Genomic DNA, 22,650 nt, shown 5'->3' on the forward strand with positions numbered 1-22,650 from the left:
TGCTCCTTACAAAGATAGGTGGAAGCCGCCGTCGGGTGTCAGTGTAGTGCCGGTCACGAAGCTGGCATCTTCGGAGCAGAGGAAGGCGATGCAGCGCGCTATTTCCTCTGGCTCCCCGAAGCGCCGCATATGTTTGCGCTGACGAATGCCATCGAAGGCTTCGGCGCCGAGATTGCCCTTGATCTGTTCGTGCAGCGGCGTGTGAATGACGCCGGGGCACAGCAGATTCACGCGTATGCCGTGTTCGGCCAGCTCTGCGGAGGCGGAGGTCGTCAGCCCCAACTGGCCGGCCTTGGACGCGGTGTATGTGCTGGCTCCGGGGCAACCCAGGAACGTGTTGACCGATCCGATATTGACGATCGATCCGCCATTGCCCGCCGCCAGCATAGCGCGCGCTTCATGCTTGAGACACAGGAAATTGCCGCGAAGGTTTACCGCCATCACGCGGTCCCAGTAATCGTCTGGCGTGTCGATCAGCGGATAGACCTCGGCACCGATGCCCGCGTTGTTGACGGCAAGATCGAGCCGTCCATGCGTGTCTACCGCATGCGCCACCATCGCTTCGACGTCGCTGGCCTGTGCGACATCGGTGACGACAGCGCTTGCCTTGCCTCCCGCCTGTTCGATCTGCGCGACCAGTTCGTCGAGCACCTCCGTGCGGCGCGCCGCGACCACGACCGTGGCTCCGCGCTCGGCCAGAATCAGCGCCGTTGCCTTGCCGATCCCGCTGCTTGCACCGGTGACAATGGCGACCTTTCCCTCGAAAGCGGCCATCTCAGGGCCTCCCTTCGTTCGAGACATCCGCAGCCATCCGCCAGTGGCCATCCTCGCGAACCCACAGCAGCAAGGCATAACCACCGAAGAGTGAGCCGCCCTGGGCGTCGAACACTTCGTATTTCTGCAATTCGGTGAACGCATTTGGCCCGAGGCGCTCGATCGAGACGACTTCGAGCGTCGCATCGGCGGCCTCGCTTGCGGCAACGCCTTCCCAGAAGGCAGCGAGTGCCGTCCGGTCGCTCAGCAGCATATCCCCCGACGGCGAATAGAGGGCATCGTCGGTGTAAAGCGAGAGGATCGGCTCGGTGTTTCCTGACTTGATCGCCTCAAGAACAACCTCGGTCCGGTTGGTCAGCACGCTGGCCAGAGAGGGATCGACTTGGGCCGTATCGGCTCGTTCGAGCTTCACCAGCGCATCGCCGAGGTTCGAGACGTAAACCGTCCCATCCGGTGCGAGGATGATCCCGGTAAGCAGGCCGGGCATCGGGCCCCACATCTCCGGTGTCAGGAGTGAAAGGATCGGTTCGCCAGCATCGAACCGTCGATAAGTCTCGGTGACGATGCGAGCGCTTGTCTCGGGCGCAGGATTGAACACCGTACGGCGATCGCCGGTATCGGGATCGACCACGTAAACGGTGTTCGCGAAGGGGCTGGCGACCCACAGCATGCCATCGCGATCCAGCTCGATATTATCGGGCGTGGGAAGGGTCGCGAGGACGCGGCGCTCGCTCAATTCGCCCGTCGCCTGATCCACCGCAAAGCTGAGAATGCGGCTCCGCACGATTTCGGCGACATATAGTCGCGCCCGCGCCCCGTCGAAGGCGATACCATTGGCGAAGTCGAGCCCGTCGGCCACCTTGATGGCAACTGGCTCGGGCTTGCCAACCTGTTCGGGCGCGATCCGGAAAACAGCCCCGTCGCCAAGCGGCTTGTCGGCCGCAGCGAACATCCGCGCTTCGCTGCCTTCGCCTTCTGCGTTCTCGGTCGACTGCGTGAACCAGATCGCGCCGGTCGGGTCGCGCACGACGGCGTTTACCCCGTAGGGGTGATCGTAAATCCGCGTTACCGCTTCGGTCTCGGTATCGACGCGGTAAATGTGTCCGCCGGTTATGTCGGCGACCAGCACATGGCGACCGTCCGGCTCCCACGAAACGCCGTTCGGGCTGTTCCACATGGGGTCCGGCTTCGACCTGAAGCCCGCTCGCGCGAAATCGCCGAACGGCGTCTTGGTGCCGTCGGCAGACAGGGTAACGAGACCGTGATCCCAATCCCCGACCAACAACCTGCCGTCGGGGAGGACGACCCCGTCTTCGGCGTGGGTGAGCGAGCGGTCGGCCGGAAAAAACGAGTATTCATCGCTTGGCCCGCCAGGAGCCCACGCCTCTTGCGGCTTGATCTCGACCCGGATGAGACGGACCGTCACGTCGTCGCTCAGGTTGACGGGAGAATGCGGCGCTTCAGGCCCCTTCCAAAGCGTCACCGGAAAGGGCATTGGTGGCACTTTGCGTGAATCGAAAATCACGTTGCCCTCGGCATCGCGGTCGATCCAGTCGCCGGCCTGCTGGAGATACAACACGCTGGGCCAGCGGTGGAAATGCAAGGGCTCTACTTCACCCGGTGCCAGCGTCACTTCCAGAACGCGAACCTGATCGTTCTCGAGCAGGATCTTGTGATTCTCGGCGGCTGCTACCGTAGCCTCGAGTTCCGCTGGCCAAGTATCGGGATCGCCCGTCACGTAGCCGATATTCGCATCGCCCCCGCCGGTGGTCGTAGCGACATCGCTCTCTTGCGCTCCTGACGGAGAGGCTAGCATCGTGGCTGCTAGAAGCGCGCCCAAAGACTTAGATCGGACAAATGCGTTCTTCCGATACTTAGACATCGACTTCCTCCAGTGCTTGATCGGTTTTCATCACGCGGGCTCAAAGACCAGGATCGACAGGGGCGACGCAGTCGGTTCGATAGACATGAGCTCGAAACCGGCATTCTTGAGAAGAGCCGCGAATTCGGCTTCGGTCCGTTCCTTGCCGGTCGCCATGACCATCATGTTGAGATCCATCCACTTGCCCATGTCGAACTGCGAACCGCCTGGGATGATCGATTCCACGATCATTAATCGCGCTTTGGGTTGCATCGCTTCTCGCACGTTGCGGAGCAGGCGAATACATTCTTGGTCGGACCAGTCATGCAGTACCCAGCGCAGCACATAAGCATCGGCCTCGACCGGAATGCTCGCGAAGAAGTCGCCGGCTACCACGTCGAACCGTTCGTTCTTCGGCGCTTCGGCAACCACATGCGGAAGATCGAAAAGAATACCTCTGGTATTGGGATGCGCCGCAAGAATTTCGGACAACTGCGACCCGATACCGCCGCCGATGTCGGCGATTACGTTGTAGCGACTCCAGTCGATTGCCGAGGCAACGGCGGGCCCGATCGTGGCGGCAAGATCGCGCATGGCGAGATTGAAGATCGAATAGGCCTCTGGGTTTGCCTGCATGTTCTCCCAATTGCTCTTGCCGTGCAGCTGGTCGAAGCCCGGTTCGCCGGTTTCGACCGCCAGGGGCAAGCCGCGCCATCCTTCGTAAACCGGGGCGCCGGGGCATAGCGTGAAGCGCACCCAGGCCCAGTTCGAGCCGGGCTTGTTGCGGCGCAGGCAATCGCTGGCGGGCGTGTTTTCGAACGAACCGTTTTCCGTGCTCGCGAAAATCCCCGTGCTCTCCAGCGCGCGCAGCATGCGGTACAGGCTGGGCGCGTGCGTCCGGGAACGCTTGGCAAGCTCCTCGACCGCCAGCGGACCGTCGGCAAGATGATCGGCCAGTTCGAGCTTGGCCGCCAGGCCGACGCCATGCGCCTGCCAGTGGTTGGTAACGATGCCGAGAACCTGCTCTTCCGCACTGATCTGTTGGGACATGGTCGATTTCCTCTTGGTTCAGCGCAGCATGAAAAACGCGGTGGAGATGCCGATCATCGTCAGGAGATCGGCCCGATCACTGGAACCTCGCCAAGCCCGTCAGCCATCGGTCATCTCCATGAGCTTGCCGCGGATAGGCGACGCCGGGGCCTTGCGGTCGATCTTGAGCAGCTTGGCTTCGGCCATTCCGCCGCGCAGCTTCTCCAGCCATTCATCGGGATCGAATTCCACGCCGACCGGGTTCTCGCCGATCGCATCGCCTTTGAAATAGGCTGTGCATTCGGCCTTGCTGGCGAAGCAATCGACGCTGAATTCCAGCTGGTTGCCATCGGGATCGGCGTAATAAAGCGACGCGCTCATCCCGTGATTGACGCACCAGTAGGGTGCGATCCCGCGCGCCTTGAGGTCGTCATAGGCTTCGAGCAATTCGCGCATCGACGGGCAGTCGTAGGCGACGTGATCTACGCCCACCCGCCCACGGTCCTCAGGATCGACGCCGGGCGCGATGACATTCAGATCGGCAAAGGCGAACCGGTGATGTTCGTCGTCATGAGTGATGAACGCCAGCGCGGGGTTCTGGTAAACGACCTCGGAGCCGAACACCTGTGCGTACCAGTCGAGCATTTCTGCAAAGCGGCACGTCCGGTAAACGACATGGACGGGCTTGGGCGTCGGCATGGGCATCAGCTGACACCTTCCCCGCTCGCTGGAATGTCCGAGATGACTTCGCGGTAGATTTTCAGCGAGCCGTCTTCCTGGCGCCTGAAGACCATCACCCAGTTGCCCTGCTCGTTTGCCACGTCGCCAGTCTCGGGATCGGTGAACTCCCAGTCATATGTCGCAGTGTAGACCGCCATGTCCCCTGCATCGGCGACATCCACTTCTTCGTCCGCCACCTGCAGATGAACTGCCGGATCGCTGACATACTGGCGCACCGTGGCGAGGTTCTCCTCGAAGCCCATGTTCGGCTGACCATGCGACATGACCCGCGTATCGGGCGCGTTCACCGCCAGCGCGGCATCGGCATCGCGGGCATTGAAGGCATCGACGATCGACTGGACGTCGGTCTTCACTGCTTGCGCGATCGCATCCTTGTCGACCGGTTCCGCGCGTTCGGCGCTGCATCCGGTTACAAGGAGGAGCGGCGCCGCCAATATCCAGATACGCTGCATCATTGCGCGCCTTCATTCGTGCTCCAGCTGTCGATCGCGAGCAGCCACTTGCCATCAGTGCCTCGGCGATAAACGCATACGCCCTTGCCAAATTCCTCCATCGGCGCGCCACCCTCACGCGGCTGGATGCGAGCGCTATAGGTGTACCGGCTGATCGCAAAATCGCCCGAAACCTCGAAGAGGTTTTCGGTCTTGTCCCAGTGCGCTTCGAATGCCTCGAAGAAGCTCGAAGCCCACTCGGTCACAGCTTCCTTGCCGACCAGTTCGGGTTCGCCCGGGGTTTGAAACACCACGTTGTCGGACAGGCGTGCTGCGACCGCCTGCGTGTCGTTCGAATTGATCGCGGTCACATAGAGATTGTGCAGGTTCTCGCCTGCCGGATGCGTCTCGCTCATTCCTCCCCCTCCCACGACGACCGGGCCAAGCTTCGCCGGCACCGGAAAGCGGTGCTTTTCCGGGCTAAGGCAGGCTTGTCGATCTGTTGTGCGACTGAGGAGAACTGTCTGCCGAACCGAGCCGAGCGTCAATAGGCTCAACCGTCAAAAAAGCGTCAATCCGGGTCCGACGACGTGTTTCGCGGGTCGTGCGGAATGAGATCGGGCCAGCCGAACTTCTCCCACGCTTCGACCATACCGATCTTCTCTGCAAACAGCATGAAGCCGGGATGGAGGCGGGTGCGGTTTATCGGGTCGATATCGATCCACAGGCTCATCAAGCTGAACATGTTGGCCGGGTGAATGCATTCGGAGTAGAGTTTCATCACGAGGTCGGCATGTCCCATCCAGATCGCTGGGAAGGCGATTGACGAGTCATAGGGATCCGCCATTGTGGCATGCAGACCGTCGAGCATCTGGCAGTAAACCGCGCGATCGGCGGCCTTCCCGCTGAAAATTCCGCGCGCGGCAATGTCGAAATAGGCATCACGCGCGGCATCGTCCATCACCGGCATTCCCGGAGGTCGCATGATGGTCGTCCCTAGATATATCCTGCTGTCGTAATGCGCCTTGACAGCCGCCTCGTGGTCTCCCGCAGCCATGTACGCCACGGCGAGCCACATTCCGGGAAAGCCAAGATCGACCATGCGCTGGCCTGCGGCGATCGCCTTGTCGACCTCGCCAATGCTGAGATAGGCTGAGGACAGCATCACGTGGTTGCGCCCATAAATCGGATCGCGAGCAACGGATTGCTCGATAAAGGGAAGCCCTTCGCGCGTCTTGCCGAGATAGAGAAGGCACGATCCCAACCGAGAGATCACATCGGCATCATTGGGGTCCCGGGCAAAAGCTTCGAAGGACAGTTCCAGTGCGCGCGCCGGATTGAATTGCGTCCACTCGTGAATGCCCATGATCGAGAAGGCATGACCCTGCCCCGGATCGAGGGAAATGGCGCACTGCGCGCATTGTGCAGCATCCCGTGAATTCTTGACGCGCTCGACACTTGGCGTGAGAGCGGCGACGCTGATGTGCGCATCGGCAAGCGCGGTCCAGCAACTTGCAAATTCGGGGTCTGTATCCAGGGCCTCTTCCAAAAACTCGATGGCTTTGGCCATGGCTCCGTCGACGCCCACGCGCTGTGCCAGCGCGCGCCCTTGAAGATACAGCGCATAGGCATCGCGATTTGTAGTCATGCGCCGCGAGGTCGAAGGTGGTGCTGAAAGGCCGAGCGTCCGGGTGATCGCCGAAATCACGGTGGCACCGATCATGTCGCGCGATCCGATGAATTCCTCGATCGATCCGCTTACGAAATCGGACCAGATTTCGGTGCCGTATCGGCCATCGATCAGCGCGATGCGTACCGAGATCCCCTGATGTGTTCGCCGCACCTCACCTTCGATCAGGTGCGATACGCCCAGCTCGCTCCCCATCTGCTGCAAGGTATAGTCTCGCTCCAGAAGCGCCGCGATGGATGTGCGCCCCGCAAGAGTGATATCCTGGATATTGCCAAGACGCGAAGAAAGCTCATCGACGACGCCCTCGCTCAGGAAAAGCTCGCCGCCGATCTCATCGTGCTGATGGAACGGCAGGACCGCAATGCGGCAGCCCGCACCGCGCTTCCGATACGCTTCGCGCTGCCGGATTTGAAGAGCAGCTTCGAGGCGAGCGGCCGTCTCTGGATCATCGCGGGAGTTCAGCCATGAGACGACCCGGCGCACTTCCGCATCCAGTCGATGTTCTATCGCATCGCGTCTTTCGGTAAGCCACGCGGCGAATGAGGCACCGAAACTGAAACCGTCGAGAAGCGGGCGATCGCCGATGTCCTCGATCAAGCGAGAGGCTTCCTCACCGCGCCGGTTCGACAAGGCATCGAACAGGACAAACAGATCAGCATCGATCCGCGTTCGACTGAGTTCGATGGTGCTGCGCGTCGATTTGATGAGTGGGTTGCACTCGCTCTCGGGTGGAAGTTTGCTCAAGGCCAGAAGGCATTGACGCAAACTGGCACGAGCCTGAGCGGGAAACCGACCCGGCCAGAGCATCGTGCTGATAGTCTCACGGTCCATTGCCTCACCATCATTGAGGCACAGCATGGCCAGGATGGCGCGGGCGCGCTGGTTGGATAGATTGGGGACTTCTCCGGAGCCAAGCGTTATCGTGGGCTTGCCGAAGACAGATATCTTCAGCTTCCGAGCATCCTCGAAAGACGCCTCGGACCCGCTTGCTTTCAACTCGCCCCTCCCAGTATGGCAGCATCCTAAACGGATGACAGCACATTGAAGAGAATGCGCGCGAAATCAATGAAGTCGCGCTAGCCGGCTGAACGGCTCATATCTTCCATGCGACAAGGACCGAGAAACGATACGGACCCTTGAACGAAGCGAGCGGTAGATACATGCCTCCGCAATGTCTGTTTCTGCCTCATGGTGTAGAAAAGCGGACGATCCGCAATCGGCCCACTTCCCGCCATATCTGATTGGTTTCCACAGCATTCGCCAATGCGAGTGTAGCCGGACACAACCTGCTCAAAATGGCTCAGCCGCCAATTGCATTTCACGCAACGGCAGCTTCGCGCCCTCATTCCGGACGTACACCGCTGCTTTCGAATCCCCTTTTAGCTGCCGCGCGCGACGCATTCGAAAAGCAGACGCAGAGCTGGAACTGCGCGCGATTTAAGGGGCGCTCGGCTATAATTTCGTTAAGCGTTCAGATCACCGCGGCTTACCAACCAGCCACACGCCTGTTTCTGCCACCAGTTCCATCGAACAGATCGGCATGCCATCTTCGTAGAGATCGGCGTGGCCGGCTTTGACCATGGCCTTGGCCTTATCCAGCGCTCCGGCAATCGAGAGACATTCGAAGTCGATCTCTTCAATCACTGAGTTGTGATCGTCGCGGGCGCGCAGCTTGTAGCTATGCATCACTTGCTTTCCGCTCCGTATTCGCTGGAACTCTTTTTGCCGCCTTGGCCGCCCCGGCCGGAGCCGGACTTGTTGCCGCCGCCGCTTTCCTTGTTGACGGTCGCCCAGGCGCGGCGTTCGGCTTCTTCCTGCGAGACGCCGCGGTCCTCGTAGCTCACTTCGATGTGCTCGGCCTTGCGCTTCTGCTTGTCGGTGTATTTGTCCTTGTCTCCCTTCGCCATCACGTTTCTCCTCATGTCGTGTCGAGTACCCGTCCGCGCTAAGAAAATATATGAGCGACCCCGTATGGGGCAAGGGTCCCAGGAAGATATTGTCTCACGTTTGCAACGGGTTATCGTAGGGGCCTGGCCGGCTGTCGGCGGGAGAGAGCAGCCAACCCAGCAATTGCAGCACTCGGGTTGATTGTCCTATCAGCTTGCGGCGAGCGGAAAGACCCATCCCGGGATCCGGGCAGAAAGCGGAGCAGCCAATCATGGAACTCAACCCTGTCACATCCCTCGAATGGCTCGATTGGGATATCATCAGCCGGCTTGGCGTGGCTGCGATTCTCGGTCTGGTGCTGGGGCTTGATCGCGAATGGCGCGGCCATGCCGCCGGCATGCGAACGCATGGCCTGATTTGTGTTTCGGCTGCGGCCATGGTGGTGTCGATCATGGCCCTGTACCATCAGCTCGACGGCCCGCGGATGGACCCCCTGCGACTGTTCGAGGCAGCCGGAGCGTTCATCGGGATAATCGGGGCCGGTCTGATCGTCTTCAGCAAGGGCCAGCTCCACAATCTGACGACGGCGGCCCATCTGTGGCTAGCGACCATGGTGGGCATCGCCTGCGGTGCCGCGCAATGGCCCCTGGTGGCAATACTGACCGTAGTCAGCCTGATCATGATCACAGTCCTGCGGGTTGCCGAAGACAAGTTCGGCAAGGAGGATCGCAACATCGCGCGCTCGATCGGAAGGTCGCCCGACGAATAGGCGTCCGCCTCAGATCCGCGTATTCGTCGGAGCAGCCCAAACTGGTCAGCTGCGCTGTATCGCCCCCTTACTCGGGCAGCCGGCAGATCACATCATCGGTTTGCCGCCGGTAACGGCGATTGTGGCTCCCGAGATGTAGCTCGCTTCATCGCTCGCCAGCATGACGTATGGCGGCGCGAGTTCGGCGGGCTGCGCCGGGCGGCCAAGCGGATAATCTTTCCCGAATTCGGCGACGTCCTCTTCGGGCATCGTAGAGGGGATAAGCGGTGTCCAGACCGGCCCGGGCGCGACGCAGTTCACGCGGATTTTCCGGTCTGCCAGCAGTTGCGCGAGGCCTGCCGTGTAATTCTGGATCGCCCCCTTCGTGGTCGCATAGGGCAGCAGCGTGGGATTGGGCTGGTCGGAATTGATCGATGCCGAATTGATGATCGAACTGCCTTCACCCATGTGGGGCAAAGCGGCTTTGGCAAGATAGAACATCGCGTGGATGTTGGTGGCGAAGGTCCGCTCCCATTCCTCGTCGGGAATGTCCTCCAACGTCCTGAAAGTCATCTGGTGGGCAGCGTTGTTTACCAGCACATCGATCCCGCCGAAGGTGTGGGCAGCCTCGTCGATAATCGCCCGGCAATGCGCCGCATCGCTGATATCGCCGCGCATCAAGGCGCATTTGCGTCCGGCTTTTTCGACCCATTCCTTCGTTTCCTGCGCGTCGTGATCCTCGCACAGATAGGCTATCAGCACATCCGCGCCTTCGCGCGCGAAGGCGATTGCGACCGCGCGACCGATCCCGCTGTCACCGCCGGTGATGACGACCCTTTTTCCTTCGAGATGGCCGGAGCCCTCGTAGCTGTCTTCGCCGTGATCGGGCTTGGGGTGCATTGCCTCGGTCGCGCCCGGAACACGCTGTTGCTGCTCAGGCAGGGGCCGCTCGATCCGGCTGGTGGTTCCTTGTCCCATGATGGTCTCCCAAGAGATTACGGAGTGTGAGCGTTCCGGGCCGTCAGGCCTTCGTCCCGGGGTAGGTGTCGCCTGCAAGCAGTTTGGCGAGATGCGCGGCATTGATCGCGCACATCTGCGCGGTCTCGGTCACCGCATCGGGGGTTTCGGCGAACTCCTTGAAGTCGGTGCTGCCCATCGCCTCGCCGACCCAATAGCAGGCCGCGCCCGCCGGGATCGTCCAGCCGGTGTCGTTGAGCGACTGGAACAGCTGCGCCGAGCTCCAGTGCGCGCCATCTTCATTGCCGACGATCGCGGCAATCGCCACCTTGCCGAAGCTCGGCATCCGGCCTTGGCCATCGGTTTCGCTGGTGAAGGCATCCATGCGTTCGAGCACGCGTTTGGCGACCGACCCGATCTGGCCCATCCAGATCGGCCCGCCGAAAACGAGGATGTCGTGGCTCAGGATTTTCTCGCGGATAGCCGGCCAGTCGTCGCCCTCGCCCTCGCCCTCGTTCGACGTTACGCCCGGGGGTACATTGTAATCGGCGATGCGGATGGTTTCGGCCAGTTCGACATCCTGCTCGGCCAGATGCTCTTTCAGCACGGCGATCATGGCGTCGGTCGAGCTTGCTTCGCCCAAAGATTTCTTGAGCGAGCAGTTCAGGGCGATGGCGGTGAGAGGCATAGGTATTCTCCTCGGTTTCTTGCAGACTGGCGAAGGCGTGCGACCTCAGCGATCGTCGGGTTCGGCCATGCGGCGGTGCATCTGGGCAAGCACGGTGTCGGGGATCACGCCGGCGAACATATCCTGGATCTTGTTCATGAAGCCGCTGACCGTGTGGGCGTCGCCTTCGAGAAGGGCCTTGTAGCCCGCCTCGGCGACCATGGCGGGATCGTCCTTGCTGTCCGATTTGCCGACATCGGTGTTCTCGAGCCCGGCGCGGTCGAAGAACTGGGTATCCGTCGGCCCCGGCATCAGGCACGAGACGACAACATCGGTATCCTTGAGCTCGTTGCGAAGCCCGAAGCAGAAGTAATCGATGTAGCTCTTGGTGCTGTTGTAGACGAGCTGGAAAGCGCCCGGGATGTGCCCCGCGATCGAACCGGTCACGAGGATGCGGCCGGCATTCTTCGCCCGCATCTTCTGCCCGACATGGTGCAGCAGCCAGGTCGTGCCGGTGACATTGGTGTGGATGACATGGGCGACGTCCTTCCACTCCTGATCGAGGAACGCTTCGCCCAGCCCATGGCCGGCATTGGCCAGCAGGACATCGGGCGTACGGTCGCCGAGCGCCGTCACGAGGGCCTTGAGGCCGTCGCGGGTGGCGAGATCGGCTTCGACCGTCTCGACGCCAGCGGAACCGCACTGCCGCGCGGCTGCTTCGGCCGCCGCAAGATCGCGGTCGGCGGCGAGGATCAGCTCGCACCCATCGCGGGCCGCCAGCTTCGTGAGCTCGAGCCCGATGCCGCTCGAAGCACCCGTGATCACGCACAGCCCGGACAGCCTGTCGATTTTCCCGGCCATGATCAGTTCTCCATCCCGGGCTTCAGAATGACCTTGGTCCATTCATTCTGCTGCTCCTTGAAATTCTTGTAGCCCTCGGCTGCTTGTTCGAGCGGCAGCCGGTGGCTGATCAGGAACGTGGTGTCGAGCGTGCCATCCTCGATCTTCTCGAGCAGCGGCTTGGTATATTTCTGGACATGGGTCTGGCCGCCGCGGATTTGCAGGCCCTTCTCCATCATTGCCCCAAGCGGCCACTTGTCGGTCATCCCGCCATAGACGCCGGGGATCGAGACCTTGCCGCCGAACCGGACCGCGAGGATCGCCTGCTTCAGCGCGCTCGCGCGGTCGGCGCCCATGCCGACCTTCTGCTTCACGACGTCGAACATGTTGTCGATAGCGAAGCCGTGCGACTCCATGCCGACCGCGTCGATCACGGCATCCACGCCGATCCCGCCGGACATTTCCATCAGGGCTTCGCGCACATTGGTCTCGCGGAAGTCGATGATCTCCGCGCCCAGCTGCTTCGCCAGTGCGAGACGGTTCGGATAGTGGTCGATCGCAATCACCCTGGATGCGCCCATCACGATGGCCGACTGGATCGCGAACAATCCGACCGGGCCGCAGCCCCACACCGCAACCGTATCGTCGGGCTGGATGTCGGCATTTTCCGCCGCCATCCAGCCGGTCGGGAGGATGTCCGAGAGGAACAGCACCTGGTCGTCCTCCAGATGGTCGGGAACGACGATCGGGCCGACATCGGAAAAGGGCACGCGGGCGTATTCGGCCTGTCCGCCGGAATAGCCGCCGGTCAGGTGCGAATAGCCGAACAGCGCGGCCATCGGCTGGCCGTAGAGCGTCGCCGACATATCCTGCTTTTCAGCCGGGTTGGAATTGTCGCAGGCCGAATATTGCTGCTGCTTGCAATGGAAACAGCCGCCGCAGCTGATCGTGAAGGGCACGACGACGCGCTGCCCTTTCTTCAGATCGCTCGCAGACCCCGTCTCGACGACTTCGCCCATGAATTCATGGCCCAGCACATCGCCCGGCGCCACGCCGGGAATGACGCCATCGTATAGGTGAAGGTCGGACCCGCAGATGGCCGTGCTGGTGATCTTGATGATCGCATCGCGGGGATTGATAATTTCCGGATCGCTGACCGTGTCCACGCGAACGTCGTTGGTTCCATGCCAGGTAAGTGCTCGCATCATCCGTTCTCCTGCTTGGCTGCACGGGTTTCGTCCCGCGTTCGCGCCGATGTCGCTATTTCTCCGGTTTCCATGAGCATCTTGAAACGCTTCAGATCATGCCGGGCCTGAACCTGCGGCTCGCGCAGGAACAGCTTCGCCACCGCTCGGCCGAGCGCGCCTGCGGGCGGGTCGTAGGCCATCACCAGGCTGACCCTGGTTCCGCGCTCGCCCGGTGCATCCTCGAAGCGAACCTCGCCGCTGGTCTCGATCTCGGAATCCTCGACCGAGCGCCAGGCGATCACCTCGTCCTGCTTCTTGCTGGCGATTTCGGTTTTCACCGCGACCGTCTGGCCCGCGGGGGCCTTGATCCGCCAGGTTGAAACCCCGTCTGCGCCGGCTTCGATCGCTTCCACATTCTCCATGAATTGCGGCAGGTTGGAGAAGTCCGACCAGAACGCGAACATTTCGGCTCGCGGCTTGCGGATGGTTACTGATCGGCCGACCTGCGCGGTGTCGCCTTCAGGCTGGCGTTTGGTATGGTTGGCGGCATCGCCATATCCGCGATTTTGGTGCCTGTTGGACAGGAACGCTCCGAATGCGATCGCTCCGGCAGTAAGAACGACGCCGCCCAATCCGGCGCCGATTTTCGAATTTTGAGACATAGATTTTCTCCGCGACATGATGACGCAGCGAATTCCCTCTCAAACCGTTCCGGACGTTCTCGGCGAGGCGTTGGTGGGTTGCGACCAATTTTACCGAGCTTTCTTCGGTGAAATTTCAGGCCGGGTTTATCTGTCAGACGCAGTTGCGAGGTCGCAATCGCCTGCCGGGCTTGAACGGATGGTCGGCAAGGCGGGCAAACGCCCGGGCCAAAGAGCAATCACGACTGACGGAACCGCCGCGATGGCGAACATCGCCTGTCCTCCCATTTTTTCGGCTATTCCGCTCACGAGAGTCGGTCCGATCAAGCTCCCGATCGCTAGCGCCATGAGGGCCGCAGTGAATCCGGTCGTGCTCCATCCGGGGAACAATCTCAGGCTCCAGAAAGAGATCACCGCGCTGACGACCATGAGCGCTGCTCCGTGAAATGCGCTTGCGGTTATCACGGTGATCCAGTCATTGGGTGCGAACGCGATGAGGACCATCGAGAGGGCGGCAGCCGCGAAAATCACGCGCAGCACGCCGCTCAGACCGAACCGGTCTACCAGACGCCCCGCCGCTACGCCGACTAAGCCCAGGATACCGTAACTGATGAAGACCACGGCCGAAGCGCCGTCCGATACCAGGCTAGGCAGCCCTCCCGTATCGGCTATGCGCTTCGCCGCGAAGGTAATGAAGACCGCGTTAGTCGCGCCGAAAACCAAAGCGAGGGTGTGGAGCGGCCAAGCCTTGCGGCCATAGAAATGCGAAAGGGCGAACCCCTTCATCGATTGCCTCTGTTCGAGCTTCGGGGTCCCGAACCACGCCACGATTGCCGCTAAGAGGGCGATGCCGGCGAAGGCCCACCAAGCGTGTCGCCAGTGGATTGCGCCCATCCCTGTAAATAATGAGAGAACGCCTGCAATTACTACGCCGGTGGCCGTTCCTGTCGCGATTATCGAGAGGGCCGTATTTCGCCGATCTTCGGTTAAACTGTGGCGCGCGGCATCGTTGAACGGGGTCCAACACAGGCCTGCGCTGGATCCCGCGATGACTATCCCTGCGGTCAGCATTGTCGCATTCGATGCAGTAGCTACCAGCACTGATCCCGCGCACGCCATCAGGCAGGCCAGAATGACAGGAGTGCGAGGTCCGAGCCGAAAAACAAAGATAGCAGTTATTGGCAAAGCCACCATAAAGGCGGAAAATGCGATACTCGCGATATGCCCGCCATCGGCCACCGAAAGGCCGAACTCATCGGCGAACTGGGGCATGAAGAGACCTAGACCGACTCTCGCGGGACCGAAGCCGATTGCAGTGGCGAGAAATCCAGCGATCGTGAGACGCTCGGCCGAGTTCAACGCGTTCTTTGTCCTGCAGTGCTGCACGAGCTAGAGCATGGTTTCGGTGAAGATGCCAAGAGGCTTTACCTCATTCCCCAGCAAGCGACCGGGTTAATTCCGCCAAGCGCTCACGGAGCAGATGGTCCGTATCCCGAGCTTGCTGGCGAAACGCATTTAACGCTTGGTTTTTCGCGGCCCCTTCGTACTGATCGAGCGCAATGGCCGTTTCCAGCGACACGATGTCAGCAGCCAGAAATTTGCGGATCGCTCCAATTACGGCGACGTCTCGCACCCGTCCCTGCGCTGTCGACGCTACGTCGCGCAATGCATCGTCCATTATGCCATTTGCCCAGAGATTAGGTTTCCCATCAGGATCACCCAGCATCTGGCCGAGGATGTTTGCTTCTTCATTGGACCGAGTAATCAAAGTACGGAAGGTCTCTCTCGTAACGGCATCGTTTGTTGCGACAGCAACTTTCTGCATCCTGCACGCAAGTGAGCGACGGCCCTCCCGCAGGTCATCAAGCGCCACTCGTAGCAATTGGCTGAAGTTCGTCGTGGTCATACTCCGTGAGCGCCGGACGTTCGAGTTTGTTCCAGCCTTCCCTTGTTCCGCGGGTTTCTCGACTTTTCATAATAATGTGAGCGTGTTAGATAACATTTCTTATCGTCAAAAGCAGAGCTTGGGCGGAACCTATCGATCTAATTGAAATTGATTCTGCATTCGTCCGAACCTGCAACACTAGGTTCAGGAGATGCCCTTGTCTTTCAATCCACTTACAGAAAAAGGCATTCCGATCGACCGTCAGTTCCGCAATTGGTCGGAATTGACGAGCAAACCTTTCGACACCCGCGAGGTCCATCCCTATACGAGATGCCGCGTGATCCTGATGAACGGGATCGAGGTGGAGGCGATCATCAATTCGCACAACGCCGCGCGCCGCATTGCCGATACGGGCGTTAAGCAGATGCTGGCTCTGGTCCGCAAGGAGGATAGCTTAGCGAACTCGGGGGTCATCTACCGTTCCTCAATCGTAGCGTCCGATCAAACTGCAGATATTGCATGACGACAAAGCGTCTAAAGAATCATGGTCCGACAGGCACCAAAAGATATTTTATGGGCGCACGCTTTCGACGCTTATCGGCTAGGCGAAAAGTACGCGCATATGAGCCCGATCACAGCGATGCGCTCAGTGCTTCCTGATTAATCTTCCGTGCTTTCGTTTGGCTTACCTATCAGCCAGACCCCCGTTTTGCCGACCAGTTCCATAGAGCAGACAGGTCTTCCGTTTTCGTAAAGGTCGGCCTTGGTCCCGCGCGCAACCTTCTTCGCCTTGTCCAGCGCCCCAGCAATTGAAACGCTATCGAAAGCGATCTCTTCGCGTGCCGCAGAACGTTGGTCCCAAGAATGCAGAACGTAGTGACTCATAAGCAACCTCACTTCTGAAATTGATTTCCGGTCCCCGTCCTTGCCTTTTAAATATCCGCTTTCCGGCGACGAAACGAAATCCACGCCCCTGGCGCACCGTTTCCCCGCCTCAACGGCCGAGCTTAGAATATCATCTGCACTCACTACGGCAACGGCAATGGCTGTTAAACGGTCGCATGACGGGAACCATTGGTCGCACATGATCAAGAGCGAGCCGCAAGTAAACACACAGTACCCCTCTTAGCCCACTTGTTGAACGTCCTGTCTGACAGGGTCCACGAGTTCCGGATCAAGATTCAATCGAAGGCATTTTTTGCCGTAGCACCGGCCCGTTCTCGATGTGCTTTCGGGTAGTCTGGTGTGTTTCAGCAAAGGAGTGGCAAAATGCATACTGAAGCAGAAAAAAATTCCGCTGTTATTTCGAGTGATCGCGTCGAAGGTACAGCCGTCTTTGATCGCGGCGGGAAAAACATCGGCCACGTAGATTACGTATTGATCGAGAAGCGCGGTGGACAGGCAACAGAGGCAGTTTTGTCGGTCGGCGGTTTCCTGGGAATGGGTGATGAGAAGCACTGCGTCCCTTGGTCGAAGCTCGATTACGATACCGACCTTGGTGGCTACCACCTTAACATCGACGAAGATGCCCTTCGCGAAGGGCCGCGCTTCACTTCCGAGGAACGACACAAGGCCTACGACGATAATTTCCGGTCTGGCGTTCACAAATACTATGAAACAGCGCAGGTAGCTTAGCACTATGAGCATTGGGGGGCCCGGCTTGACTGTCGGGCCCTTTTGCAACTGTCATTCCGGCCGCGACCGCGGTTACAGCCCTTTAGCGGAGGCTCAGTTCTTGCCCCCATTCCGGATATCAGAGAGTCGAATGATCACATCATTGGTTTGCCGCTCGTAACGGTGATTGTAGCTCCCGAAATGTAGCTTGCGTCATCGCTCGCCAGCATGACGTATGGCGGCGCAAGTTCGGCGGGCTGCGCGGGGCGGCCAAGCGGATAATCCTTGCCGAATTCAGCAACATCCTCTTCCGGCATCGTCGAGGGAATAAGCGGTCTCCAAACCGGCCCGGACGCGATGCAGTTCACCCGTAGCGGCCTCGTGGCTGTCGATCGACATCTTTGGCATCGCCTTCTCCGCCACGGGATTGGACAGCAGGTCTCTACCCCATAATCGTCGGAAAGTCATTCGGCAAAGGCGCCGCCCAGGATCGCCGCCATTCCCGCACAATAGGCGACAAGCACGGCGATTGAATCGTAGCCCATGCGGAGCATGGCCTTGTCCCGCCGTTCGAGCAGGCCGATCAGGACCAGCATGGTCAGCAATATGCCGAGGAGCGCGGCCACCATCGCGCTGCGATCGACCTGATTGAGTACGAGCGGACCCGCCGCCAAGATATCGATCAGCAGGATCAGCGTCACATCGAACATGTTTCCGCCCAATATATCGCCAATAGCCAATTCCACACGGCGGATGCGAACCGCGGCAATTGCCGTGCTGAGTTCGGGCAGTGACGTGGCGAAGGCGAGTAGGGTCAGGCCCATCACTCCGGTATCGGTACCCGTTTGTTCGGCCATCCCCTCCGCCGCCAATGTCACGAGTGTGCCGCCTGCACAAATCAGCACGGCTGCTGTCACGGTGACGCCGACAAGTCGGATATTGGAAAGCTCGGAAGGAGCTTCTTCTTGTCGATCCACCTCCGGCAAGGCTTCCGGCGTCCAGCCTCTCGAAGAGACGCTCCTCCCTAACCGCCAGAGGCACAAAAGATAGATTGTGGCGATCAGCACCGGGAAGAAGCCGACCCCGATACCCCATAATTCCCAGTCGCCCACCATCACGCCCAGCGCCACGAGCACCAGAAGCACGATGCTGACTGCCGCGTTGAGCATAACGCGCGGCCCCGGCACCATACTGGTCAGCGCATTTTTGCCCACGAACAGATCAGCCAGCGCGATGACGACCACCTGAAAGGCGACCCCGCCGACGAGATTATTGACCGCCATGCGCGGATTGTCGGAGATTACCGCAACGCTGGTGGTGGTGATTTCGGGCAACGAAGTCACCGCGCCCAGCAAGATGACGCCGATAGTCGCCTGTCCGATGCCACTCCGCTGCGATATCGTGTCGGCATAGCCCGCCAGCCGTGCTCCGGCGAACCAGACGAGCACGGCTCCGGTCAGGAACAGCGGGACGAGCGCGAACAGAGACAAGCCAGCAAGGCTCATGTCACTGTCCAAGATAAGCCGAGGTCAACAGGAGTGCTCCGAAGCCCAGTGCGAAGGACGGGCTCGATATACGGCGCTTAGCCTTGGGCTGGTCGGCTTCGGGCACGATATCCTCGATCGTCGCGGTCAGTAGCAGGCCCGCGAACACAGCGAGCACGAAGCCCGTCAGCACATCCCCCGCTCCGGCCAACACGGTATACCCCGCGAACGCACCGATCACCGGAAGCAGCGGATAGATCGCCAGCGCGCTTAGCCGGTGCCTGCGCGTAATCTTTGCCGAGCGGAAATTCGCAGCGATGGCGAAGCCACCCGGCAAGTTGCCCGCCACTTGAGACAGGGCCAGCAGCAGCCCCAGTTCGCGCGCCACCGCTCCCCCGCCGCCGGTCATCAGTCCATCGGTCAGCAAGTCAACGCCCACTGCGGCATAGGCCCCCCAAGTGGTCGCACGGCCTGCGGCGCTACCCATTCGGTCGCGGATCTTTCGTGTGGCTTTGGCGATACTTGCGGAGCAGATTGCCCCGACGATCAGCGCCACGACCAACAGCCAGGTCTCGATCCGCTCCTGCGAACGCGGGATGAGCTCAATTGCGGCAACCGCGGTGGCGATCCCAGCAGCGGCATGGAGCGCGCCGCCGACCAGCCATTCGGGCGGCTTGCGCCACTCGGCCAGCGCAACGCCAAGAAGATTACCCAGCGAAGGCAGCAGCGCGAGAGCGAGTACCGCAAGAAGGCCAGAAGACTCCATACTGTCAGCGGATCACCGCTTGAGCGCGTCCGGCACGCTATCGAACCGCACCGCCACCAAAATCGCGTCGAAGGGCGCCTCGTTCGGCAGACCCTTCAGACCATCTCCCGTAATGATCTCGCAATCGTCGTAGGCCAACTCCCTAATCCGCGCCGCCGCCTGCCTTGCCAGCGCCTCGTGCCACTTGATCGCATGGACCTGCCCAGCAGGGCGGGAGAGGACGGCTGCGGCATAACCCGTTACCGCCCCGACCTCGAGCAATCGGTCGTCTGCCCCGACTTCCCCCGCATCCATCCGGTGATCGACGTAGGTCTCGCGCGGGGCTTTGGCAAAGGCGGACAGAAACGCCTCGTCGCGAAAGCCGCGCGCGGCAATCTGGTTGCGGTTGATCAACTGGCGCCGGTCAGCATAGTCGGTGCCGCTCACGATGCACCTCCAGCCTGGTTGGCGAACACCACGCGCGTCCCCTGGCGCACCGCATCCGCCAGTTCCTTCGCATCCCAGTTGGTAAGCCTTACGCAGCCATGGCTGGCGGTCTTGCCGATCAGTTGCGGGTCGGGCGATCCGTGGATGCCATATCCGGGTTTGCTCAGATCGATCCAAATGCCGCCCACCGGATTGTTCGGCCCGGGCGGGACGATCAGCGTTTCGTCGGGACCCCATTCGCGCCCGCTCGGATCGAAGGTATAGTTTGCATCGGGCGCTACCGCGACCACCTCCATCGAACCGGAGGGGCTGGGAAATTGCGCGCTGCCCACCGTCGCGGGATAACTGGCAAGGATATTGCCCCGCTCGTCGAAAGCGACGACCGAATTGTCCGACTTGCGGACCTCAATCCGGGCGACCTGCGAAGGAAGTGTTTCCTCTCGATGCGCAACAATAGTGATCCGCGTCCCCACGCGGCTGAAATCGGCCTCGGGATTGAGCGCCCGAAGCAGGTCCTGATCCATATGGAACCGGTCTGCGATCAGCTCCTGCGGCGAGGTCCAGCCAACACGTTCCAGCGCTGCCATTGCCGACATAGCGTCGGGAACACGAAAGAACGGTCCGTCCACGTCGTCGCGCGTGATCGTGTAGGTCTGGAAAATCTCACCGCTCTGCGACTTTATCAGTGATCGCATCAGCTGCGGATCGAGGCCTCCCTCAGCAGGAAGCCCGCGGGCGCGTCGGAAATGCTGGATCGCCCGCATCGTGTTGCCGCCCATGTAACCATCGATCACGCCGGGCGAATGGCGGCTTCGATCGAGCATAACCTGCGCGGCAAGCACTACGCGCGAACGAGCGCCAGAAAATGCCGTTTCCGGCACCGAGGGTGGGATTTTCAGATCAAGACTTTCGCTTTGTGTCGTCTCGATACCCGCTTCGGTATCGGTTGTTGACTGGGCCGGCGATACCGAGGGAACACAGAGAAGCGCGGTGGCGATCAACACCACCAAATTTCGGTCAATGCGAAGAAATCCAAGCATGGTTAAGTAACTGGGCTGTCCGCGCGGATGTTCCGATCTGGTCAATTCCGAGAAAGCTGTTGAGCGTACGATCTGACATTTAAACCAAGGACGCGCATCCGACGTACACAAGCAGCATCCCGATTTCAGGCGGCGCTACTAAACCGGATTACCTCGTGGTGGACGTTGTGGACGGCGGCCGTGCCCCGCCAAGCACCTGGGTCCTGTCCTGCGGGGAAGCGCGGCGTACTGCACCGCGTGGGGCGATACGCCAAACGGTGTTCGACACATCATCCGCGACATATAATACGCCACGCGCCTCGTCGTATGTCACGCCCACCGGACGCCCCCTCGCATGCCCGTCTTTCAAGAAACCTGTGAGCAGGTCGATCGGCCGCCCATCCGGGCGTCCACCACGGAAGGGCACAAAGACGACCTTGTAGCCCGACGGATCGGCGCGGTTCCAGCTTCCGTGCATCCCGACGAAAGCACCTTCGCCGAACCGGCCACCCAAGCCACCGTCGGTTGTGAAATCGACACCAAGTGCGGCAACATGTGAGCCCAGCGCGTAGTCAGGCACTACGGCCTTTTTGACCAGGTCGGGCCTCGCCGGCTTGATCCTCGGATCGACGTTTTGACCGTAGTAACTGTAGGGCCAGCCATAAAAGGCACCGTCGCGCACGGAAGTCAGGTAATCAGGCACGAGTTGCGGTCCAAGTTCGTCACGCTCGTTGACGACCGCCCAAAGCTGCTCGTTCCACGGGTCAAAAGCGAGTGCTGTGGGGTTGCGGATGCCGGAGGCAAAAATCCGGCTGGCGCCCGTTTCGCGGTCTATTTCCCATATGACCGCACGGTCCTCTTCCACATCCATGCCGCGTTCGCCGACATTACTGTTCGAGCCAATGCCTACATATAACTTCGAGCCATCGGGGCTGGCGGTCATCGCCTTCGTCCAATGGTGATTGATCTTGGCAGGGAGCTTTGTAACTTCGGTGCCAGATCCCGCGATACTGGTCGCTCCCTCGGAATATTCAAAGCTTACCAGATTTCCCTGATTGGCTACGTAGAGCGTGCCATCAACGAAAGCTAAGCCGTAGGGTGCATCGAGACCCTCGATAAAAGTAGTCTGGAGATCGGTCTGCCCATCTCCGTCCTCATCGCGCAGCAGCGTTATCCGGTCTCCGCCTTCGACCGGGCTTTTGCCGCGCTTCTTTATCCAGCCTGCGATAACATCCTTGGGCCTCAACTTTGGCGCCTTGCCGCCAGAACCCTCGGCGACCAGAATGTCCCCATTGGGCAGCACGAGCGTCTGCCGTGGAATCTTCAGATCCTGTGCAATGGCGGAAACAGTGTACCCCTCGGGTACGATGGGTAGTTCGTCCCCCCATCCTTCCGGCGTCGGAATTTCCATCGCCGGCACGAGAGCATCGTTCTGTTCGGGAAGCTCGGGACGCTCGCCAGTCTGATCGAGATCGGGATCGCTGCTGACCTGGCACGCGGCAAGCGCGAAAGTAAGCGGCAAGACGAGATAGGCTAGGCGGTTCATGCACGTTTCTCCACCGTCTGGGTGCTGTAGGCGACAAACGCTGCGATCAAGGCCAGGATCGAGCACAGTATCGAAAGCACGAGGCCCAAAGTGCCGACGGAATGCCAGCCATCACGAGCATGCTGGAAAGCATTCAGCACACCGAGACCGAACATTGCGGCGATGACAATCAGATAGAGCGTACCGCGACCTTTCGCGTGTCGAGCTCGTCCGAAGAAGAGGGCGAGCAGTGCCGAGGCGAGGACCAGGCCAGCGAACAGGTCTGCCCCGGCAATGAGCCAGGACGAGAAGTTGGACCACTGGATCTCCGCCGTATTCAGATAGGTTATATCGGTAAGTAGAGCGGCAGGATAAAGCGCCACGGGAAAGGCGAGCAGTATCGCGTGCAAGGGATTTGCAAAAGAACGAGAATTAGTGACTGTGCGATCCATGCGGGCAATCTCCTCTTCCGGCTTTG

At 60.4% G+C, this 22,650-nt stretch carries 27 protein-coding genes; 3 read left to right on the top strand and 24 right to left on the bottom strand.

All coding sequences use genetic code 11. From position 1 onward, the window contains the following. Positions 1 to 6: 6 nt before the first annotated feature. The 9 genes from V6B15_RS14545 to V6B15_RS14585 form a co-directional block, all read right to left on the bottom strand. Positions 7 to 774 carry an SDR family NAD(P)-dependent oxidoreductase gene (locus V6B15_RS14545; RefSeq protein ID WP_050600387.1) on the bottom strand — a complete coding sequence of 256 codons (768 nt, stop codon included), beginning with the start codon at positions 772 to 774 and terminating at the stop codon, positions 7 to 9. Between the two features lies 1 nt (position 775). After that, positions 776 to 2,590, bottom strand: a complete 1,815-nt coding sequence (locus V6B15_RS14550) for an SMP-30/gluconolactonase/LRE family protein (protein WP_157052119.1) — start codon at positions 2,588 to 2,590, stop codon at positions 776 to 778. Positions 2,591 to 2,686: 96 nt separating this feature from the next. Continuing rightward, positions 2,687 to 3,685, bottom strand: a complete 999-nt coding sequence (locus tag V6B15_RS14555; RefSeq protein WP_050600384.1) for a methyltransferase — start codon at positions 3,683 to 3,685, stop codon at positions 2,687 to 2,689. A 99-nt stretch (positions 3,686 to 3,784) separates the two neighbouring features. After that, positions 3,785 to 4,369: a VOC family protein gene (locus tag V6B15_RS14560; RefSeq protein ID WP_050600383.1), complete on the bottom strand. Its 585-nt coding sequence runs from the start codon at positions 4,367 to 4,369 to the stop codon at positions 3,785 to 3,787. Then, positions 4,369 to 4,860: a YybH family protein gene (locus V6B15_RS14565; protein WP_063512585.1), complete on the bottom strand. Its 492-nt coding sequence runs from the start codon at positions 4,858 to 4,860 to the stop codon at positions 4,369 to 4,371. Before V6B15_RS14565 ends, V6B15_RS14560 begins: the two co-directional genes overlap by 1 nt. After that, entirely contained in the window at positions 4,857 to 5,252 is a 396-nt protein-coding gene (locus tag V6B15_RS14570; RefSeq protein WP_050600381.1) for a YybH family protein, read from the bottom strand. Before V6B15_RS14570 ends, V6B15_RS14565 begins: the two co-directional genes overlap by 4 nt. Positions 5,253 to 5,407: 155 nt before the next feature. After that, positions 5,408 to 7,522: a hypothetical protein gene (locus V6B15_RS14575; RefSeq protein WP_157052118.1), complete on the bottom strand. Its 2,115-nt coding sequence runs from the start codon at positions 7,520 to 7,522 to the stop codon at positions 5,408 to 5,410. A 480-nt stretch (positions 7,523 to 8,002) separates the two neighbouring features. After that, positions 8,003 to 8,212, bottom strand: coding sequence for a hypothetical protein (locus V6B15_RS14580; protein WP_050599068.1), 210 nt, complete (start codon positions 8,210 to 8,212; stop codon positions 8,003 to 8,005). After that, positions 8,212 to 8,433: a hypothetical protein gene (locus tag V6B15_RS14585; protein WP_050600379.1), complete on the bottom strand. Its 222-nt coding sequence runs from the start codon at positions 8,431 to 8,433 to the stop codon at positions 8,212 to 8,214. The genes V6B15_RS14580 and V6B15_RS14585 overlap by 1 nt, the downstream gene beginning before the upstream one ends. Before the next feature lie 251 nt (positions 8,434 to 8,684). Between V6B15_RS14585 and V6B15_RS14590 the strand changes: the two genes are divergently transcribed. Continuing rightward, on the top strand, positions 8,685 to 9,182 hold the full coding sequence (locus V6B15_RS14590) for an MgtC/SapB family protein (protein ID WP_050599070.1): 498 nt from the start codon (positions 8,685 to 8,687) through the stop codon (positions 9,180 to 9,182). Positions 9,183 to 9,269: 87 nt separating this feature from the next. On the opposite strand, the gene V6B15_RS14595 is transcribed toward V6B15_RS14590, so the two are convergent. From V6B15_RS14595 to V6B15_RS14625, 7 genes are all read right to left on the bottom strand, one after another. Continuing rightward, the gene (locus V6B15_RS14595) at positions 9,270 to 10,139 is read right to left on the bottom strand and encodes an SDR family oxidoreductase (protein ID WP_050600378.1); all 870 of its coding nucleotides are present in this window, start codon (positions 10,137 to 10,139) and stop codon (positions 9,270 to 9,272) included. A gap of 43 nt (positions 10,140 to 10,182) precedes the next feature. After that, a complete protein-coding gene (locus tag V6B15_RS14600) occupies positions 10,183 to 10,806 on the bottom strand; it encodes a flavodoxin family protein (RefSeq protein WP_050600377.1) in 624 nt (207 codons plus the stop codon). Positions 10,807 to 10,851: 45 nt separating this feature from the next. Further along, positions 10,852 to 11,646 (bottom strand): SDR family NAD(P)-dependent oxidoreductase, encoded by a 795-nt coding sequence (locus V6B15_RS14605; protein ID WP_334201703.1) that lies wholly within the window; start codon positions 11,644 to 11,646, stop codon positions 10,852 to 10,854. Between the two features lie 2 nt (positions 11,647 to 11,648). Further along, positions 11,649 to 12,830 (bottom strand): zinc-dependent alcohol dehydrogenase, encoded by a 1,182-nt coding sequence (locus tag V6B15_RS14610; RefSeq protein WP_334201704.1) that lies wholly within the window; start codon positions 12,828 to 12,830, stop codon positions 11,649 to 11,651. After that, on the bottom strand, positions 12,830 to 13,474 hold the full coding sequence (locus tag V6B15_RS14615; RefSeq protein WP_082835583.1) for an SRPBCC family protein: 645 nt from the start codon (positions 13,472 to 13,474) through the stop codon (positions 12,830 to 12,832). The genes V6B15_RS14610 and V6B15_RS14615 overlap by 1 nt, the downstream gene beginning before the upstream one ends. A 126-nt stretch (positions 13,475 to 13,600) precedes the next feature. Next, a complete protein-coding gene (locus tag V6B15_RS14620) occupies positions 13,601 to 14,839 on the bottom strand; it encodes an MFS transporter (protein ID WP_050599275.1) in 1,239 nt (412 codons plus the stop codon). 43 nt (positions 14,840 to 14,882) lie between these two features. Beyond that, positions 14,883 to 15,359 (bottom strand): hypothetical protein, encoded by a 477-nt coding sequence (locus tag V6B15_RS14625; RefSeq protein ID WP_157052051.1) that lies wholly within the window; start codon positions 15,357 to 15,359, stop codon positions 14,883 to 14,885. A 196-nt stretch (positions 15,360 to 15,555) separates the two neighbouring features. Between V6B15_RS14625 and V6B15_RS14630 the strand changes: the two genes are divergently transcribed. After that, entirely contained in the window at positions 15,556 to 15,861 is a 306-nt protein-coding gene (locus tag V6B15_RS14630) for a hypothetical protein (protein ID WP_156491280.1), read from the top strand. Positions 15,862 to 15,998: 137 nt separating this feature from the next. Here V6B15_RS14630 and V6B15_RS14635 read toward each other — a convergent pair whose 3' ends face one another. Next, positions 15,999 to 16,424, bottom strand: coding sequence for a hypothetical protein (locus V6B15_RS14635; protein ID WP_230834155.1), 426 nt, complete (start codon positions 16,422 to 16,424; stop codon positions 15,999 to 16,001). Between the two features lie 183 nt (positions 16,425 to 16,607). On the opposite strand from V6B15_RS14635, the gene V6B15_RS14640 reads away from it, so the two are divergent. Next, a complete protein-coding gene (locus V6B15_RS14640) occupies positions 16,608 to 16,973 on the top strand; it encodes a PRC-barrel domain-containing protein (protein WP_082850799.1) in 366 nt (121 codons plus the stop codon). Positions 16,974 to 17,107: 134 nt separating this feature from the next. Here the strand turns inward: V6B15_RS14640 and V6B15_RS14645 are convergent, their stop codons facing one another. Genes V6B15_RS14645 through V6B15_RS14675 form a run of 7 tightly spaced genes read right to left on the bottom strand, consistent with a single transcriptional unit; the run spans position 17,108 to position 22,624 of the window. Further along, positions 17,108 to 17,380 carry an SDR family oxidoreductase gene (locus tag V6B15_RS14645; RefSeq protein ID WP_082835581.1) on the bottom strand — a complete coding sequence of 91 codons (273 nt, stop codon included), beginning with the start codon at positions 17,378 to 17,380 and terminating at the stop codon, positions 17,108 to 17,110. Between the two features lie 36 nt (positions 17,381 to 17,416). Then, positions 17,417 to 18,469, bottom strand: coding sequence for a sodium:calcium antiporter (locus V6B15_RS14650; RefSeq protein WP_320181089.1), 1,053 nt, complete (start codon positions 18,467 to 18,469; stop codon positions 17,417 to 17,419). Further along, on the bottom strand, positions 18,459 to 19,202 hold the full coding sequence (locus V6B15_RS14655) for a ZIP family metal transporter (protein ID WP_063512442.1): 744 nt from the start codon (positions 19,200 to 19,202) through the stop codon (positions 18,459 to 18,461). The genes V6B15_RS14650 and V6B15_RS14655 overlap by 11 nt, the downstream gene beginning before the upstream one ends. Positions 19,203 to 19,214: 12 nt before the next feature. After that, on the bottom strand, positions 19,215 to 19,628 hold the full coding sequence (locus V6B15_RS14660; RefSeq protein ID WP_063505652.1) for a protein-L-isoaspartate O-methyltransferase family protein: 414 nt from the start codon (positions 19,626 to 19,628) through the stop codon (positions 19,215 to 19,217). After that, complete coding sequence (locus V6B15_RS14665) at positions 19,625 to 20,779, bottom strand: L,D-transpeptidase family protein (RefSeq protein WP_233996537.1); 1,155 nt, start codon at positions 20,777 to 20,779, stop codon at positions 19,625 to 19,627. The genes V6B15_RS14660 and V6B15_RS14665 overlap by 4 nt, the downstream gene beginning before the upstream one ends. A gap of 37 nt (positions 20,780 to 20,816) precedes the next feature. Further along, on the bottom strand, positions 20,817 to 22,193 hold the full coding sequence (locus tag V6B15_RS14670) for a PQQ-dependent sugar dehydrogenase (protein WP_050599081.1): 1,377 nt from the start codon (positions 22,191 to 22,193) through the stop codon (positions 20,817 to 20,819). Next, positions 22,190 to 22,624, bottom strand: coding sequence for a DUF2231 domain-containing protein (locus tag V6B15_RS14675; protein ID WP_063505650.1), 435 nt, complete (start codon positions 22,622 to 22,624; stop codon positions 22,190 to 22,192). Before V6B15_RS14675 ends, V6B15_RS14670 begins: the two co-directional genes overlap by 4 nt. Positions 22,625 to 22,650 lie beyond the last annotated feature (26 nt).

Source organism: Qipengyuania sp. Mu-71, assembly GCF_036867055.1.
Lineage (GTDB): Bacteria > Pseudomonadota > Alphaproteobacteria > Sphingomonadales > Sphingomonadaceae > Qipengyuania > Qipengyuania profunda.